The sequence below is a fragment of the Burkholderia sp. AU44665 genome (genome assembly GCF_030504405.1).
Lineage (GTDB): Bacteria > Pseudomonadota > Gammaproteobacteria > Burkholderiales > Burkholderiaceae > Burkholderia > Burkholderia semiarida.
Genome location: NZ_JAUJRI010000001.1, coordinates 923656 through 939129, shown reverse-complemented (window position 1 = coordinate 939129; position 15474 = coordinate 923656). Strand labels below are relative to the sequence as shown.

The following is a 15474-nucleotide window of genomic DNA, read 5'->3' as shown; positions in this document are numbered from 1 at the left end:
TCACGCGCGTTCGAGCACGGCCATTTCCCGCACGACCACGAGCAGCACCGCGAGGCTCGCGCCGCCGGACGCACGCAGATCCGCGAGTAGATGCTCGTAACGCGCGAGCGCGGCCTCGCGGCGCGCGCGCCACGCACCGACGATCGTGTCCGGCGTGGTCGAGTCCGGCGATTCCGCGAGCGCGCTCGTCGCGAGCGTGCGCTTGAGCCGCGCGACTTCCGCGAGTGCGGCGGCGCGCGCGAGCATGTCCCAGTGCGTCGGTGTCGGCAGGGTCGCCGCGCGTTCGCCGATCCACCCGTAATTGAGCAGCGTGCCGAGCGAGAAATAGACGCCCGCGACGAGTTCGAGACTGCGGTTGCTGGTCGCGGCCACTTCGGCGATGTCGAGCAGCGCGGCCGAGATGTCGCCGCTCGCGACGCGTACCGCGAGCGCGCTGTCGACGCCGGCATCCACGAGCACGCGCTGCCGCTCGGACAGCGCATCGAGATCGTCCGCCGGCAGCAGCGACGGCAGTTGCGGCGCGAGCCGCTGTGCCGCGTCGCGGCAACGCGCGATCAGCTCGGCGACGCCGCCGTCGGCCACCGCGCCCGCTTGCAGGTGACGCAGGAACCACAGCGCCGCGCGCTCCAGCAGCCGCGCGACGTCGACGAACATGCGCGCCTGCACGTCGTCGGCGACGCGGTTGTCGAGCGCGTCGATGTCGCGCCACACCGCATCGAGGTCGAACACGTCGCGCGCCATGATGCACGCGCGCACGATGTCGCCGGGCTTCGCGTCGGTTTCCTCCATCAGCCGGTGCACGAATGCGCAGCCGCCGCGATTCACGAGCGCGTTGGTCAGGTGCGTCGCGAGAATCTCGCGGCGCAGCGGATGGCGGCGCATTGGCTCGCTGAAGCGCTGCTGCAGCGGCTTCGGGAAGTAGTCGACGAGCATCGCCGCTACCAGCGGATCCTCGGGCACGTCGGATTCGAGCAGCGCGTCGTAGAGCCACATCTTGCTGTACGCGAGCAGCACCGCGCGCTCCGGCGACGTGAGGCCGAGCTTCGCGGCCTGCCGCTCGGCGACTTCGTCGTCGGTCGGCAGGAATTCGATCACGCGGTTCAGGCGGCCCGCGCGTTCGAGCCAGCGCATCAGGCGCGCCTCGGCGTCGAGCAGCTCGACCGCATAGCGGCCCGCGATCGACAGCGCCTGCGTCTGGTAGTAGTTGTCGCGCAGCACGAGCAGCCCGACTTCGTCGGTCATCTCGGCGAGCAGCGCGTTGCGCTGCTTCTCGGTCATCTCGCCGTCGGACACGACGAGCCCGAGCAGGATCTTGATGTTGACTTCGTGATCCGAACAATCGACGCCGGCCGAGTTGTCGATCGCATCGGTGTTGATGCGGCCGCCGCGCTGCGCGAACTCGATGCGGCCGAACTGCGTGCAGCCGAGATTGCCGCCTTCGCCGACGACCTTGCAGCGCAGGTCCGCGCCGTTCACGCGCACCGCGTCGTTCGCGCGGTCGCCGACCTGCGCGTGGGTTTCGCGCGCGGCCTTCACGTAGGTGCCGATGCCGCCGTTGTACAGCAGGTCGACCGGCGCCTGCAGGATCGCGCGGATCAGCTCGGTCGGCGGCAGCGCGTGCGCGTCGATGCCGAGCGCGGCCTGTACCGCCGGCGACAGCGGGATCGTCTTCGCGGTGCGCGGATACACGCCGCCGCCCGGTGAAATCGCGGCCGCGTCGTAGTCGGCCCAGCTCGAGCGTTCGAGCGCGAACATGCGCTGGCGCTCCGCGAAGCTCGTCGCCGGGTCGGGGTTCGGGTCGAGGAAGATGTGCCGGTGATCGAACGCGGCGACGAGCCGGATATGCGGCGACAGCAGCATCCCGTTGCCGAACACGTCGCCCGACATGTCGCCGACGCCGACCACGGTGAAGTCGGTCGTCTGCGTGTCGATGCCCATCTCCCGGAAGTGCCGCTTCACCGATTCCCACGCGCCGCGCGCGGTGATCGCCATCTTCTTGTGGTCGTAGCCGACCGAGCCGCCGGACGCGAACGCATCGTCGAGCCAGAAGCCGTATTCGTGCGAGATCGCGTTCGCGTAGTCGGAGAAGGTGGCCGTGCCCTTGTCGGCGGCGACGACCAGGTACGGATCGTCGGGGTCGTGGCGCACGACGTCGGGCGGCGGCACGATCGCGTTGCCGGCGAGGTTGTCGGTGAGGTCGAGCAGCCCGCGCAGGAACGTCTGGTAGCACGCGATGCCTTCGCGCATCCAGGCTTCGCGATCGGTCTGCGGCGGCGGGTTCTTCACGACGAAGCCGCCTTTCGAGCCGACCGGCACGATCACGACGTTCTTCACCATCTGCGCCTTCATCAGCCCGAGCACCTCGGTGCGGAAATCCTCGCGGCGGTCCGACCAGCGCAGGCCGCCGCGCGCGACGCGTCCGCCGCGCAGGTGCACGCCCTCGACGCGCGGCGAATACACCCAGATCTCGAACATCGGCTTCGGTTCGGGCAGGCCGGGCACCTTCGCCGGGTTGAACTTGAACGACAGGTACGGCTTCGATTCGCCGTTCGCGTCGGCGAGGAAATAGTTCGTGCGCTCGGTGGCGTTGATCACGCCGAGGAACTGGCGCAGGATGCGGTCCTCGTCGAGGTTCGGCACCTGGTCGAGCGCGCCTTCGATCGCCTTCAGCAGCCGTTCGGCCTGCACGTCGCGCGTGTCGCCGATGCGCGGGTCGAAGCGCAGCAGGAACAGCTCGACGAGTTGCCGCGCGATCGCCGGATTGCCGGTCAGCGCGCGTTCGATATACGCGTCGCTGAAGGTCGAGCCGACCTGACGCAGGTATTTCGCATACGCGCGCAGGATCGTCACTTCGCGTGCGCTCAGGTGCGCGCCCAGCACGAGACGGTTGAAGTCGTCGTTTTCGATCCGGCCGCTCCAGATCCGGTCGAACGCGTCCTCGAACAGGCCTTTCACGCGCTCGATGTCGAACTCGGTATCGTCGGCGAGCTCGAGGCCGAAATCGTGTACCCATGCATGCGCGGCGTCCTGCGTCTGGATCCGGTACGGCCGCTCCTCGTCGACGCGCACGCCGAGATGTTCGAGCATCGGCAGGCTGCGCGACAGCGCGATCGGGTCGCCCGCGCGATACACCTTGAAGCGGAACGCGCGCGGCTCGGCCTCGATCGGGCGGTACAGGTTCATCGCGAGCTGGCCCGAGTCCTTCACGCGCTCGATCAGCTCGATGTCGCGCACGGCCGTGCGCGCCGGGTAGTCGTCGCGATAGCCGGCGGGGAACGAATCGGCATAGCGCTGCAGCAGGCGGTTGCCTTGCTCTTCGCCGAATGTGTCGAGCAGCGCGTCGGCGAGATCGTCCTGCCACCGGCGCGTGACCTGCACGAGCCGCGTTTCGAGCTCGCGCGTGTCGACGTCGGGCATCGTGCCCGGTTCCGCATGCACGACGAAATGAATGCGCGCGAGCGCCGATTCCGACAGCAGCGGCGTGAACTCGACGTTCACACCGTTGTACGCATCGACCAGCAGCTTCGCGATGCGGCGGCGCAGATCGGTGTTGTACTTGTCGCGCGGCACGAACACGAGACACGACACGAAGCGGTCGAAGCGGTCGCGGCGCACGAACAGCCGCGTGCGCTGGTGTTCCTGCAGGCGCAGGATGCCGAGCGCGATGTCGTAGAGCCGGTCTTCGTCGGCCTGGAACAGTTCGTCGCGCGGATAGGTTTCGAGCACCGTCACGAGCGATTTGCCGAGATGCCCCTTCGGCAGGAAGCCCGCACGTCGCACGATGTTCGCGCACTTGCGGCGCACGATCGGGATCTCGGTGAACGAACCGAAATAGGCGGTCGACGTGTAGAGGCCGATGAAGCGGCGCTCGCCGGTGACCTTGCCGTCCGCACCGACGAGCTTCACGCCGACGTAGTCGAGGTAGCCGGGCCGGTGCACGGTCGCGCGCGAATTCGCCTTGGTCAGGAAGATCGGCCAGGGGCCGGTGATGATCTCGGCGGCGGCCGGCGGCAGCGGCGTCACGTCGGGCGCGCCGGACGTGCGCAACGATTCGCGCAGGATGCCGAAGCCCGAGCCCTCGATGCCGCGCAGGCCGAAACCCGTGCCGTCCGATACGAGCGCGTAGTCGCGCTGGCCGAGGAACGTGAAGTGATCGGCGGCCATCCATTCGAGGAACGCGCGTGCCTCGATGTCCTCCGCGGTCGATTCGCGCGCCTTCATCTCCTTGATCGTCGCGCGGGCGATGTCGACGATCTTCGGCCAGTCTTCCACCGACGCGCGCACGTCGCCGAGCACGCGCGCGATGTCCTCGCGCAGCGTGTCGAGCAACGCGGCGTCGCCGCAGCGGTCGACTTCGAAATGGATGAACGACGCGAGTTGCGACTGGCCGTCGCCGGACGTCGCGCCGCCCGCGTCGACCCGCTCGATACCGCCGCCGGCGCCGCGCCAGATGCGGAACACCGGATGCAGCGCCGAATGCAGCGCGAGCCCGAGACGGTTGATGGCCATCGTCACCGAGTCGACGAGGAACGGCATGTCGTCGTTGACGATCTCGATCACCGTGTGGTCGGAATGCCAGCCGTGCTGCTCGAGGATCGGGTTGTACACGCGCAGGCGTTCGCTGCCGGGCACGAATTTCTGGGCGGTCTGCCAGTGCGCCATCGCGGCGCCGTACAGGTCGGCGATGCCGCGGCTCTGCAGATCGTCCGCATCGACGAAATCGTAGTAATGACGCAGGAAGGGTTCGACGATCCGGAACGTGGCGTCGGGCAGGCGAGCGCGCGCGAATTCGACGACATCGGAGAGCAGGTGTGCGACGACTTCCTCGTTCTTCGCTTCCATGGCGGTCTCCTCGTCGGGTGGCCATCGGCTGCTGCGTCTGCCCCGCATTATGCGCCGATTGCGTGACGAAGCGATGTGCGGGCGCACAACGACGGCAGGCGCCGCGGGGTAGGGTTAGGGTGCGGCACCGGGCAGACGACGCCGAAGCGACGCCGCCCGTGTCGCTCAACCCTCATCGCTCCACAGCTTCCCGGCCGTCGCCCAGTTCTCCTTCTTCACGTCGGTGAGAATGATATCGACCGAGCCCGGCGCGCAGCCGAGCGTCTCGCACGTGACGCGCGTGATTGCTTCGACGAATGCGCGCTTTTGCTCGACGGTGCGGCCTTCGAACAGCTGGATATTGAAAGTCGGCATGACACATGCTCCGGTTGGGATTGAACGAGTGACGACGAGCGATTCGATACGGTGCGGATGCGGCGTCAGTCGCGATACGACGGATCGATCCGGTCGAGCCGGCGCAGCAGCGCCGGCCATTCCAGTTCACCCTCGATCGCGCCGCCGTCGCGCAGTTGTTCGGCGGTGCGCTCGGCGATGGCCGGTTCCGGCAGCACGAGGGGCCCGCCGCCTGCTTGCGCGCGCAACTGGATGTCGCACGCCTTGATCAGCGTATCCATCAGCACGTACGCTTCGGCGACGGTCCGGCCGACCGTCAGCGTGCCGTGATTGCGCAGCAGCATCGCGGATTTCGCGCCGAGGCTCGCGGTCAGCCGCGCGCCTTCGGCCGGCGAGAACGCGAGCGCCTCGTAGTCGTGGTACGCGAGATCGCCATGAAAGCGCAGCGCGTGCTGCGACGCCGGCAACAGCCCGTCGCGCTGGATCGACACGGCAACGCCGGCCGTATTGTGCAGGTGCATCACGCAGACGGCGTCCGCGCGCGCGGCGTGCACGGCCGCATGCAGCGCGAAGCCGGTCACGTTGACCGCGTGCTCGCCGTCGCCGATCCGGTTGCCGGCCAGATCGATCTTCACGAGGTTCGATGCGCGGACCTCGTCGAAGGTCAGGCCGAACGGGTTGATCAGGAAGTGGCCCGGCTCGCTCGGCACGGTTGCGGACAGATGCGTGTAGATCAGATCGTCCCAGCCGTTCAGCGCGACGAGCCGGTACGCGGCGGCGAGGTCGACGCGCAGCTTGCGTTCGGCGTCCGAGATCGGGCCGCCGGGCTTCACGGCATCAGGACGGTGTGCGAATGACATCGGGTTCTCCGAGGGTGAGGCGGCGCGCGACGGCTACGGTCACCCATGACGCGAGCGCGAACGGCGCCGTGAACACGGTAATGCCTGCGCGCATCGCGAGCCACTGGATCAGCGCGGCGAGGGCGGCGGCCGCGAGCGCCGCACGCGGCCCGCGCGACATCAGCGCGAGCGCGGCGAGCGCGCCATTGAAGCCGAGCAGGCCATCGGCGAGCGAGGCGTCGCTCGCGCCGAGCGCGATGAGCAGCACGGTCGACGCGATCGCACCGCCGAGCGCGAACGCGGCCGCGCGGCGCGACGCGACGGCCAGAGCGGCGACGACCAGCGCGCCGGCCCATGCGCCTTGCGCGAAGGTGGTCTGAGCGACGCCCGACAGCAGCGCGTCGGTTGCGGAAGCGAGCGTCGGCACGGGATCGGCGCTCGCGCCGTCCGCATGCTGCGACGCGACAAACGGCAGCCACAGCGCGGTGACGGCCAGGCACGGGCTCGAATACGGGCACTGGCGCCAGCGGGCGAGCGGCGCCCGCATCGCGCGTTGCACGAGCGCCGCGCCGATCGCGACCAGGGGCACCAGCGCGACGGCGGCGAGTTGACCGGGCGCGAACAGGACGGCGATCAGCGCGGCCAGCGCGCCGTTGAAGCCGTGCAGCCCCTGTTCGACGTCGCGGCGCTCGGCGCCCGTCAGCACGGCCGCCATGCTGGCGGCAGCCGAGCCGACCAGCGCCGCGCATGCGAGCCACAGGTCGGTCAGCGCCAGCGCGGCGAGCAGCAGCGTACCGGTGAGCGCGTTCGCCTGCAGCACGATTTGCCCAATGCCGCGCAGCAGAATGCGCAGGTCGATCGACGGCGAGGCGGGACGGGCGGTAGGCATGATGGCGGCGGAGCAGGACAAGCCGCGAGCATAGGGCACGTTTCGATGCACCGGAATAGGGAATTCTGGATAGTCAGGATTTGTGGCGAATGCCCTGATGTGGGGCATGGTCGGTGTGTATTCGGCGCGGGTGTAGTCGACTTTGCCGAGCGGCTCGGCGCCCCGGTCATGTTGACCACGACGACCCAACGTTGGACGAAATCGCGTATCGCTCCGAGAGCCCGACCAGGCTGTGATCTCAAGGCGATATGGTTGCGGTTCGACCACGCTCGCCGGACGCGGACCGAAGCTCAATAGCGAGGTCTGCTCTGGCGAATGCGCTGTTGTAGAACCGTGCGGCAAGGGGACTCTGGTCTCGACTCGCCCACGAAGCCCACCACGTTCAGCCATTCGTTCTCGCACCGGGCATTGAATGCGTATAATACGTACAATACGTATTGCTCGTCCCGGAGACGCCATGGTCACCATTACCGCAACTGAACTGGCCCGCCATACTCGCCAGATCCTCGATCAGGTCGCCCAACGCCGTGAGACGATCGTGGTCGAACGCAACCAGACCGTGATCGCGCGGCTGGTCCCGGCCGAGCCCGTTATGGACGCCGCACAAGCGCTCGAAGGCCTGTCTGCAAGTTTCGACGCCGAGGACGCAGCCCGTTGGCTGCGAGATAGTCGCAGCGGCTTCGAAGACGGAGTTCGTGATCCGTGGGCATGATCATCGACAGTTGCGTGTGGGTGGGGCTGGCCGGCGGCACGATCGAATCGCGTGCCGTGATCGACACGGCGGGCGATGCGCCTGTGTTCATCTCGACGATTTCGTTGGGCGAACTGGCATTCGGCGTGCAGGCTTGCGCGGACGCTGCCGAACGCGCGCGGCGCGCCGCCCATTTGCGCCAACTTGAGCGCCGACCTGTGCTTGAAGTCACGCGCCACACTGCGGCCGCTTTCGGGGTGCTGGCTGCTGCTGTCAAGCAGGCGGGCCGCTCGCCGCGGCCGCGCTACAACGATCTGTGGATTGCAGCGCAGGCGATTGAGCACGGCTATGCGCTGATGACGCTGAACGTCGCGGATTTCGCTGATTTGCCAGGGCTAACCGTGCGCGTGCCACATGCTTCAACGTGAACGAGTGGCGAGCGTGAATCTGGACTTAACCTTGGACGGTGCGCCAGCCACCGGGTGGACCGAGTTCGCCGTTCGAGGATGAGCGCGGAGCGGCTCGAGTCGTGGAAGCTATCCGATCGGCGTTCGAGGGGCTGGCAATAGCCGCCGAACACGAATGACGCGCGCTGGACTCGTCGACGGCGGCATTCTCGACAGCCGGGATTTGTGTGACGATGCCTCGATGTGCGGTAACAAGGAGGCGGCAGAATGCGCGAACTGCGGTGGGCGTCGCTCGAGGGCGACGGAATCGAACATCTGACGTTTGACCGGAATGATTCCGGCATCGTCGTCGAAAGCGCGGTGGTCGGCCAGCGGTACGGCCGTGCATACGGGCTGGCGTATCGCGTCGAGTGCGATGCGCAATGGCGCGTGACCTACGCGGTGCTCAAGGTGATGGGCGGCGGCACGCTCGAACTGCGCGGCGACGGGGCCGGGCACTGGCGCGACGGTTCAGGCCGCGAACTGCACGAGCTCGACGGCTGCATCGACATCGACATCGCGGCGACGCCGTTCACGAATTCGCTGCCGATCGGCCGCCTCGGCCTCGCGCGCGGCGAGCGACAGCCGATCGACGTCGCGTACATCTCGACGCCGGATCTGAAGGTCACGCCGGTCAAGCAGGCTTATGCGTGCATCGAACCGGGCCGCCGCTACCGATACGAAGGCATCTTCCGGAATTTCACGGCGGAGATGGACATCGACGACGACGGGCTCGTGATCGACTACGAAACGCTGTTCAAGCGTTTGCCGCCGCTGCGCTGAATGGCCGCTCCCGTCCGCATGGCCGGCGTCGCCGCCGGTACTGCCGCGACCGCGGCCCCTTCATGCGCGGACGCGAACCGGTCGATCCGCGACGCGATCAGGTCCGGATGGCGCAGCACGATCCAGTGCGTGCCGTCGATTTCCTCGCGCACGTGCTCGCCGAGCCAGCGGTCGAGGTCGGCCGACATCTCGGGCGACACGTAGCGGTCGCGCACGGGCACCAGGATCTGCACCGGCGCCTGCGCATACCGTTCACGCGGCTTGCGGGCCCGCGCGATGAAGTTCGCGCGGTACATCTGCATTCCGTTCAGCGCGTTCTTCAGTTGCGCGGGATCGCGCTCGGCGCGCACGCGCTCCGTGATCTGCAGCCAGCGCGGCCACAGCGCGGCGCCGCCGAGCCGCCACACCAGCGACGGTACGAGCGGCAGATGGAAGAACGCGATGTACCACGATTTCAGGCTCTGCTTGAGCCGCATCTTCGCGCGGAACACGTGATCGAGGCACGGGCCCGAGATCGACGTGTACGACGCGATGCGGCCGCGCAACGCAGGGTCGGTCACGGCCTCCCAGCACTGGATCGAGCCCCAGTCGTGGCCGACGAGGTGGAACGGCCGGCCGCCGCAGGTTGCGTCGGCCACCGCCTTCAGGTCGCCGGCGAGCCGCTCGAGCGTGTAGTCGGCGCGGCGGCGCGGCGCATCGGATGCGCCGGCACCGCGCACGTCGTACGCGATCACGCGGTAGCGCTTCGCGAGCCGCGCGCGGATCGGCGCCCACACGGCCGCCGAGTCGGGGTAGCCATGCACGAGGATCAGCGGCGGCGCGCGACGCGGCCCGCTGACGTAGACGGCGAGTTTCACGTCGCCGGACGGGACGGTCAGCATCTCGTGAGCGCGCGCCATCGCGTCATGCCTGCGCAACCGGATGCAGCGGCACGCGGCGCGGCGCAGCCTGCGCCGCATAACGCGCGTTGGTCGCGTCGATGTTGGCGAGCAGCGTGTCGAGCCCCTGCAGATACTGATGGTTGTCGTGGTCCCACGGATGGAAGCCCGGCCGGAAATAGTCGAGCCATTCTCGCGCGATGCTCGGGAACACGCCATTCCTCGGGCTGTACAGATACTTCACGAGGCGCCACATGCCGCCGAACTTGCCATGCTTGCGGCGGTGCGACAGCATCAGCCGCACGTGGAAGTCGAACACGATCGTCCAGAACATCACGGTCGTAAGCAGCATCGTGCCGGTGCGCAGCAGGTAGCTGCCGAGGCCCGGCTTCATCACGACGTTCCACACGTCGTACGACACCGCCTTGTGCTCGGTTTCCTCCATCGCGTGCCACATCCACATCTGCTGATAGCCTTCGACCGACCCGTCGATCCGGTGCTCGTGGCCCGACAGCAACTGGTTCGCGAGGATCGCCGTGTAGTGCTCGAGCGCGATCGTGATCGCGAGCTGCATCGAATGCGGCAGCGTCTTCTTGAAGAAGCCGAGGATCGTCCACAGCCGCTTGTCGAGCTTGTGCGCGGGCAGGCCGGACGCCTGCAGCAGGTCGTTGTACTCGATGTGCTCGCGCGTGTGCATCGCTTCCTGGCCGATGAAGCCGAGCACCTGCTTCTTCAGCTCGGGATCCTCGATCCGGTCGCGGTAATTGCGCACCGAGTCCATGAAGAAGCGTTCGCCGGCCGGAAACAGCAGCGACAGCGCATTCATGAAGTGCGTGACGGGTACGCCCTGCACATGCCAGTCCTTCGCGCGTTCGGGCGGCAGCGCGAAACGGATGTCGCGCCGCACGGGCATCATGTTCGGTGTCGTCATGATTGTTCTCCCTGATTGCCTGCATTGTTGTAGGTGGCGTGCACCGGCGCCGGCGTGCCGCGTGCGGCGCGGCGGGCCTTCGCGGCCTCGCGGCGCGTCGCGAGCACGACGAGCGCCTGGTAGGCGGCGGGCAGGATGCGCGCCATCCAGTCCGCGCCCTTCGCGTCGCGGCCGATCAGCACGCGGCGCTTGTTCTTGCGCACGCCGGCGAGGATCGTGCGCGCGGCGTCGTCGGCGCTCGTGATGAAGAACTTCTCGAAGCTGTCCTTGCCTTGCTGTTCGCTCTCGACGATGAAGCCGACCATGTTTTTCGCGACGCGGCTCGACTGCGCGATGTTCGTGCGGATGCCGCCCGGATGCACGCACGTGGCCGACACGCCGCACTTCATCATGTCGAGTTCCTGGCGCAGCGATTCGGTGAAGCCGCGCACCGCGAACTTGGTCGCGTTGTAGCCGCTCATGCCCGGCTGCGCGAAGATCCCGAAGATGCTCGACGTGTTGATCACGTGGCCTTCGCCCGACGCCTTCAGGTGCGGCAGGAACGCCTTCGTGCCGTGCACGACGCCCCAGAAGTTGATGTTCACGATCCACTCGAGATCGCCGTAGTCCATGCCTTCGATCGTGCTGGACAGCGCGACGCCCGCATTGTTGAAGATCAGGTTGACCTTGCCGTGCTCCCGCGCGGTGTCGTCGGCCCACGCGAACATCGCGTCGCGATCGCCGACGTCGAGCACGCGCGTCGACACGCGCACGTTCGGCGCGATCGCGCGGACGATCCGTTCGGTTTCCGCGAGGCCGACGCCGTTCTTGTCGGCGAGCGACACGTGGCAGCCGGCCTGCGCGAGCTGGATCGCGAGCGCGCGGCCCATGCCCGAGCCGGCGCCCGTGATCGCGGCGACCTTGTTGGCGAAATCTCTCATGTCGGTGGCTCCTTGTCTGGCTCAGGCCGCTTCGGCGGACGTGGAAGCGGAAGCGGCCGGCGCGGCGGCGGGCCGCGCGGTCGTGTCGTGCGGTGCGCGATACGCGTGGTAATCGGCGATCGAGAAGCGCGCGGTCGCCTGGCGGAAGCGCCACGTGAAGCCCGGCCACAGCGTCGTGTTCTTGCCGGTGCGCTGGTCGAGGTACCAGCTCTTGCAGCCGCCCGTCGACCAGATCGCCTTTTTCAGCTTGCCCTGCAGATCGTTGTTGAACTGGGCCTCGACGAGCGGGCGCACCTCGATCGCGTCCGCGTGCTCGCGGCGCATCGCCTGCAACGCACCGAGGATGTATTCGATCTGCGACTCGATCATGAACACCATCGAGTTGTGGCCGAGGCCCGTGTTCGGGCCGACGATCATGAAGAAGTTCGGGTAGCCGGGCAGCGTCGTGCCGAGATACGCGTGCGCGCCGTCGCGCCAGGCGTCGACGATGTCGAGGCCGCCGCGGCCGACGATCGCGCCGCGCGGATACGGGTCGGCCACCTGGAAGCCGGTGCCGTAGATCAGGCAATCGACTTCATGGCGCTTTCCGTCGGTCGTCACGACCGCGTCGGCTTCGATATGGTCGATGCCGGTCGTGATCACGTCGACGTTCTTGCGCGACAGCGCCGGATAGTAGTCGTTCGAGATCAGCACGCGCTTGCAGCCGAGCGTGTAGTTCGGCGTCACCACCTTGCGCAGTTCCGGATCGGGAATCTGCTTGCGGATGTGGCGCAGCGCGAGCTTCTGCACGTTCTTCATCAGCGACGGATGGATCGCGAAGCCGAGCACGCGCGATTCGAGCATCCAGTAGATGCCGCTGCGCACGACCTTCTGCGTGAACGGTAGCGTGCGGAACAGCCATTTCTCGAAGCCGGTGAGGTTGCGGTCGGGCTTCGGCATGATCCACGGCGGCGTGCGCTGGAACAGCGCGAGCGACTTCACGCGCGGCGCGATCCGCGGCACGAACTGGATCGCGCTCGCGCCGGTGCCGATCACCGCGACGCGCTTGCCTTCGAGCGGATAGTCGTGATCCCACTGCTGCGAATGGAACGCGCGGCCCTGGAAGGTTTCGACACCGGGGATCGCCGGCAGCGCGGCGCGCGACAGCCCGCCCATTCCCGACACCAGCACGCGCGCGGACAGCCGCTTGCCGTTCGCGAACGTGAGGCGCCAGCGTTGCGCGGCTTCGTCGTACTCGGCGCGCTGCAACTCGTGATTCAGCCGCAGGTACGGGCCGATGCCGAAGCGCTGCACGCAGTCTTCCAGATACGCGCGGATCTCCGGCTGCGGCGCGAACATGCGCGTCCAGCGCGGGTTCGGCGCGAACGAGAACGAATACACGTGCGATTGCACGTCGCATGCGCACCCGGGGTAATGATTGTCGCGCCATGTGCCGCCGACCGACGCGGCCTTCTCGAGGACGACGAAGTCGGTCACGCCCGTTTGCTTCAGGCGGATCGCCATCCCGAGGCCGGCAAAGCCGGTGCCGATGATGGCGATGTCGATGGTTTCGTCCAGGCCGTCGTGGCCGGGTGGACCGAAAGGCAACGTGCGAGCATTCATCCGGGTGTCTCCGATCTGGCTCATTTTTTAATGTTACATTGGTTGATGTAACGATAGTGGGTGAACCCCGAAACCGCAAGAGGCTAGAGGTGGCGCTCTAAGGGCCGGAAGCTAGACGGGAAAAGGCTGAGCGGGGTTTGGAACGGTCCGGTTTCCGCAATGCGGGATGAGCGGAAGAGGCCGTCGGCAGGGCAAGACAGGGGAAAACCGGGGCCGCCCGCGCGCGGCGGCCCGTTTGAAACGGTATCAGGGGCTGATCGACCGGCCGGCGATCTCATGGAAAACCCCGGCCACGATCGTGACCTGCGCGAGCGCATAGAGGCCCCAGATCAGATAGTCGATGCCCGGAAAAACGCCGAGGAAGCGGCCGACGCCGATCAGCGTGTCGGAGCCGACGAAGATCAGGCTGCCGATGGCGACCAGCGGGCCGCGCGTGCGGGCGGCGAGCGCGAAGCTCGCCATCATGCACAGCACGAGCATGTAGACGGCGACCGGCGCCAGCAGCTCGCCGAGGTGCGGGAAGAACGCCGCGTAGAACGCCGGCGCGGCGATCCACAGCCCGACGAGCGCAACGATGCGCCAGCCGTGCGGCCGCGCGCGCCATCGGAAGAAGATCGCGCAATAACACACGTGCGTGAGCAGGAATGCGCCGAGGCCGAGGACGAACGACAGCGGCCAGTCGGGCAGCGCGAGCAGCACGTCGCCGAGCACGGCGGTCGCGAGCGCCGCGCACAGCCATGCGCGTTCGCGCGCCGCGCCGCAGGTGCTGCCCGCCGCGAGCAGCAGGATGCCCATCGCGGCTTTCGCGGCGGCCTGGCCCGGATAGGGGGCGGCGGCGAGCGACAGCCCGTACAGCAGCGCCGCAGCGATGGCGAGCGGCCAGAGCCGGCGGTAGGTGGCGGGAAGCGTGGCGATCAAGGCGGGTGTCTCCGGTTTGTTGTCGTCTGCGGTGGACGACGCGCCGTCGGGGGCGCGGCTGCCGGCCATTATCCGGAAGAACGAGCACGCCAAAACCGGCGAATCCTTCTAGGAAACGACGACGGCGGCCTGCGCTGCGGCACCGGATTTTTCCGCGCGTTGCCCCGGCGGAACCGGGGCAACGGCTGCGATTCGGCTTGCTATGATCGCCGCGGTATTGCCGTTGTCGCTGTCGATGTCCCGCGTCGCCTCTCGACTGAATGCGCGAGCCGATGCATGCCCGATGAATCCCCGCCGTGCCCGGCCCGCGCGCTCGTTCGAAGCGGGGCGGCGCGGCCGCCACGAAAACAGGTCCGACCATGACCGAACTTCTCCACGGCGACGGCGCGATCCGTCGCACGACGCCGTACGGTTCCTCGATCGAAAACACCTATGGGGGCGTGCTGTCGTTCATGCGCCGCAATTACTCGCGCGCGCTCGACGGCGTCGACGTCGCGATTTCCGGCGTGCCGCTCGATCTCGCGACGACGTATCGCTCCGGTGCGCGGCTCGGGCCGGCCGCGATCCGCGCGGCGAGCGTGCAGCTCGCGGAGCTCAACCCGTATCCGTGGGGCTTCGATCCGTTCGACGACCTCGCGGCGGTCGACTACGGCGACTGCTGGTTCGACGCGCACAATCCGCTGTCGATCAAGCCGGCGATCGTCGAGCATGCACGCACGATCCTGCGCTCGGGCGCGAAGATGCTGACGCTCGGCGGCGACCACTACATCACGTATCCGCTGCTGGTCGCGCACGCGGAGCGCCACGGCAAGCCGCTGTCGCTGATCCATTTCGACGCGCATTGCGATACGTGGGCCGACGACGACCCGGACAGCCTCAATCACGGGACGATGTTCTACAAGGCCGTGAAGGAAGGGCTGATCGATCCCGCGACGTCGGTGCAGGTCGGCATTCGTACGTGGAACGACGATTTTCTCGGGATCGAGCGGCTCGATGCCGCGTGGGTGCATGACCAGGGTGCGCGGGCGGCGGTCGAGCGCATCGTCGAGATCGTCGGTACGCGGCCTGCATACCTGACGTTCGATATCGATTGCCTCGATCCGGCGTTCGCGCCAGGAACGGGGACGCCGGTCGCGGGCGGGTTGTCGTCCGCGCAGGCGCTGGCGATCGTGCGCGCGCTCGGGGCGGTGAATCTGGTCGGGGCGGACGTCGTGGAGGTGGCGCCGGCGTACGATCACGCGGACATCACGGCGATCGCGGCCGCGCATGTGGCGTGCGATCTGCTGTGTCTGTGGCGGCAGAAGAAGGTGGCGGGGGCGTTGCGTTGAGCGCGTGGCGCGCGGCACGCGACAGCGGCCGGCGGGGCAGCGCTCCCGGCCGGCCTGCCGATGGAGGGGGCCGC

Annotated in this window: 13 protein-coding genes; 4 read left to right on the top strand and 9 right to left on the bottom strand. The window is 67.9% G+C overall.

What is annotated here, in order from left to right; translation table 11 throughout:
- The 4 genes from QZM15_RS04110 to QZM15_RS04095 all read right to left on the bottom strand — a co-directional run bounded on the left by QZM15_RS04110 (nucleotide 1) and on the right by QZM15_RS04095 (nucleotide 6903).
- Nucleotides 1–4842: an NAD-glutamate dehydrogenase gene (locus QZM15_RS04110; protein ID WP_302105867.1), complete on the bottom strand. Its 4842-nt coding sequence runs from the start codon at nucleotides 4840–4842 to the stop codon at nucleotides 1–3.
- Between the two features lie 165 nt (nucleotides 4843–5007).
- The gene (locus QZM15_RS04105) at nucleotides 5008–5196 is read right to left on the bottom strand and encodes a 4-oxalocrotonate tautomerase (RefSeq protein WP_011547447.1); all 189 of its coding nucleotides are present in this window, start codon (nucleotides 5194–5196) and stop codon (nucleotides 5008–5010) included.
- Between the two features lie 65 nt (nucleotides 5197–5261).
- On the bottom strand, nucleotides 5262–6035 hold the full coding sequence (locus QZM15_RS04100; RefSeq protein WP_302105866.1) for a class II aldolase/adducin family protein: 774 nt from the start codon (nucleotides 6033–6035) through the stop codon (nucleotides 5262–5264).
- Complete coding sequence (locus QZM15_RS04095) at nucleotides 6013–6903, bottom strand: urea transporter (RefSeq protein WP_302105865.1); 891 nt, start codon at nucleotides 6901–6903, stop codon at nucleotides 6013–6015. Before QZM15_RS04095 ends, QZM15_RS04100 begins: the two co-directional genes overlap by 23 nt.
- A 457-nt stretch (nucleotides 6904–7360) precedes the next feature.
- Between QZM15_RS04095 and QZM15_RS04090 the strand changes: the two genes are divergently transcribed.
- The 3 genes from QZM15_RS04090 (at nucleotide 7361) to QZM15_RS04080 (ending at nucleotide 8823) form a co-directional block, all read left to right on the top strand.
- Nucleotides 7361–7615, top strand: coding sequence for a type II toxin-antitoxin system Phd/YefM family antitoxin (locus QZM15_RS04090; protein WP_302105864.1), 255 nt, complete (start codon nucleotides 7361–7363; stop codon nucleotides 7613–7615).
- Nucleotides 7606–8022, top strand: a complete 417-nt coding sequence (locus tag QZM15_RS04085; protein ID WP_302105863.1) for a type II toxin-antitoxin system VapC family toxin — start codon at nucleotides 7606–7608, stop codon at nucleotides 8020–8022. The genes QZM15_RS04090 and QZM15_RS04085 overlap by 10 nt, the downstream gene beginning before the upstream one ends.
- Before the next feature lie 246 nt (nucleotides 8023–8268).
- Nucleotides 8269–8823 (top strand): putative glycolipid-binding domain-containing protein, encoded by a 555-nt coding sequence (locus QZM15_RS04080; RefSeq protein ID WP_275905782.1) that lies wholly within the window; start codon nucleotides 8269–8271, stop codon nucleotides 8821–8823.
- Here QZM15_RS04080 and QZM15_RS04075 read toward each other — a convergent pair.
- From QZM15_RS04075 to QZM15_RS04055, 5 genes are all read right to left on the bottom strand, one after another.
- A complete protein-coding gene (locus QZM15_RS04075) occupies nucleotides 8784–9722 on the bottom strand; it encodes an alpha/beta fold hydrolase (RefSeq protein ID WP_302105862.1) in 939 nt (312 codons plus the stop codon). The two genes, QZM15_RS04080 and QZM15_RS04075, sit on opposite strands and share 40 nt — an antisense overlap.
- 4 nt (nucleotides 9723–9726) lie before the next feature.
- Complete coding sequence (locus tag QZM15_RS04070) at nucleotides 9727–10632, bottom strand: metal-dependent hydrolase (protein WP_059584914.1); 906 nt, start codon at nucleotides 10630–10632, stop codon at nucleotides 9727–9729.
- On the bottom strand, nucleotides 10629–11552 hold the full coding sequence (locus QZM15_RS04065) for an SDR family oxidoreductase (protein ID WP_059584915.1): 924 nt from the start codon (nucleotides 11550–11552) through the stop codon (nucleotides 10629–10631). The genes QZM15_RS04070 and QZM15_RS04065 overlap by 4 nt, the downstream gene beginning before the upstream one ends.
- A 21-nt stretch (nucleotides 11553–11573) precedes the next feature.
- A complete protein-coding gene (locus QZM15_RS04060) occupies nucleotides 11574–13154 on the bottom strand; it encodes an NAD(P)/FAD-dependent oxidoreductase (RefSeq protein WP_302105861.1) in 1581 nt (526 codons plus the stop codon).
- A 246-nt stretch (nucleotides 13155–13400) separates the two neighbouring features.
- Nucleotides 13401–14072, bottom strand: coding sequence for a lysoplasmalogenase (locus tag QZM15_RS04055; RefSeq protein ID WP_302105860.1), 672 nt, complete (start codon nucleotides 14070–14072; stop codon nucleotides 13401–13403).
- Nucleotides 14073–14431: 359 nt separating this feature from the next.
- Between QZM15_RS04055 and speB the strand changes: the two genes are divergently transcribed.
- The gene (gene speB / locus QZM15_RS04050; RefSeq protein WP_226231317.1) at nucleotides 14432–15400 is read left to right on the top strand and encodes an agmatinase; all 969 of its coding nucleotides are present in this window, start codon (nucleotides 14432–14434) and stop codon (nucleotides 15398–15400) included.
- The last annotated feature ends 74 nt before the right edge of the window (nucleotides 15401–15474 follow it).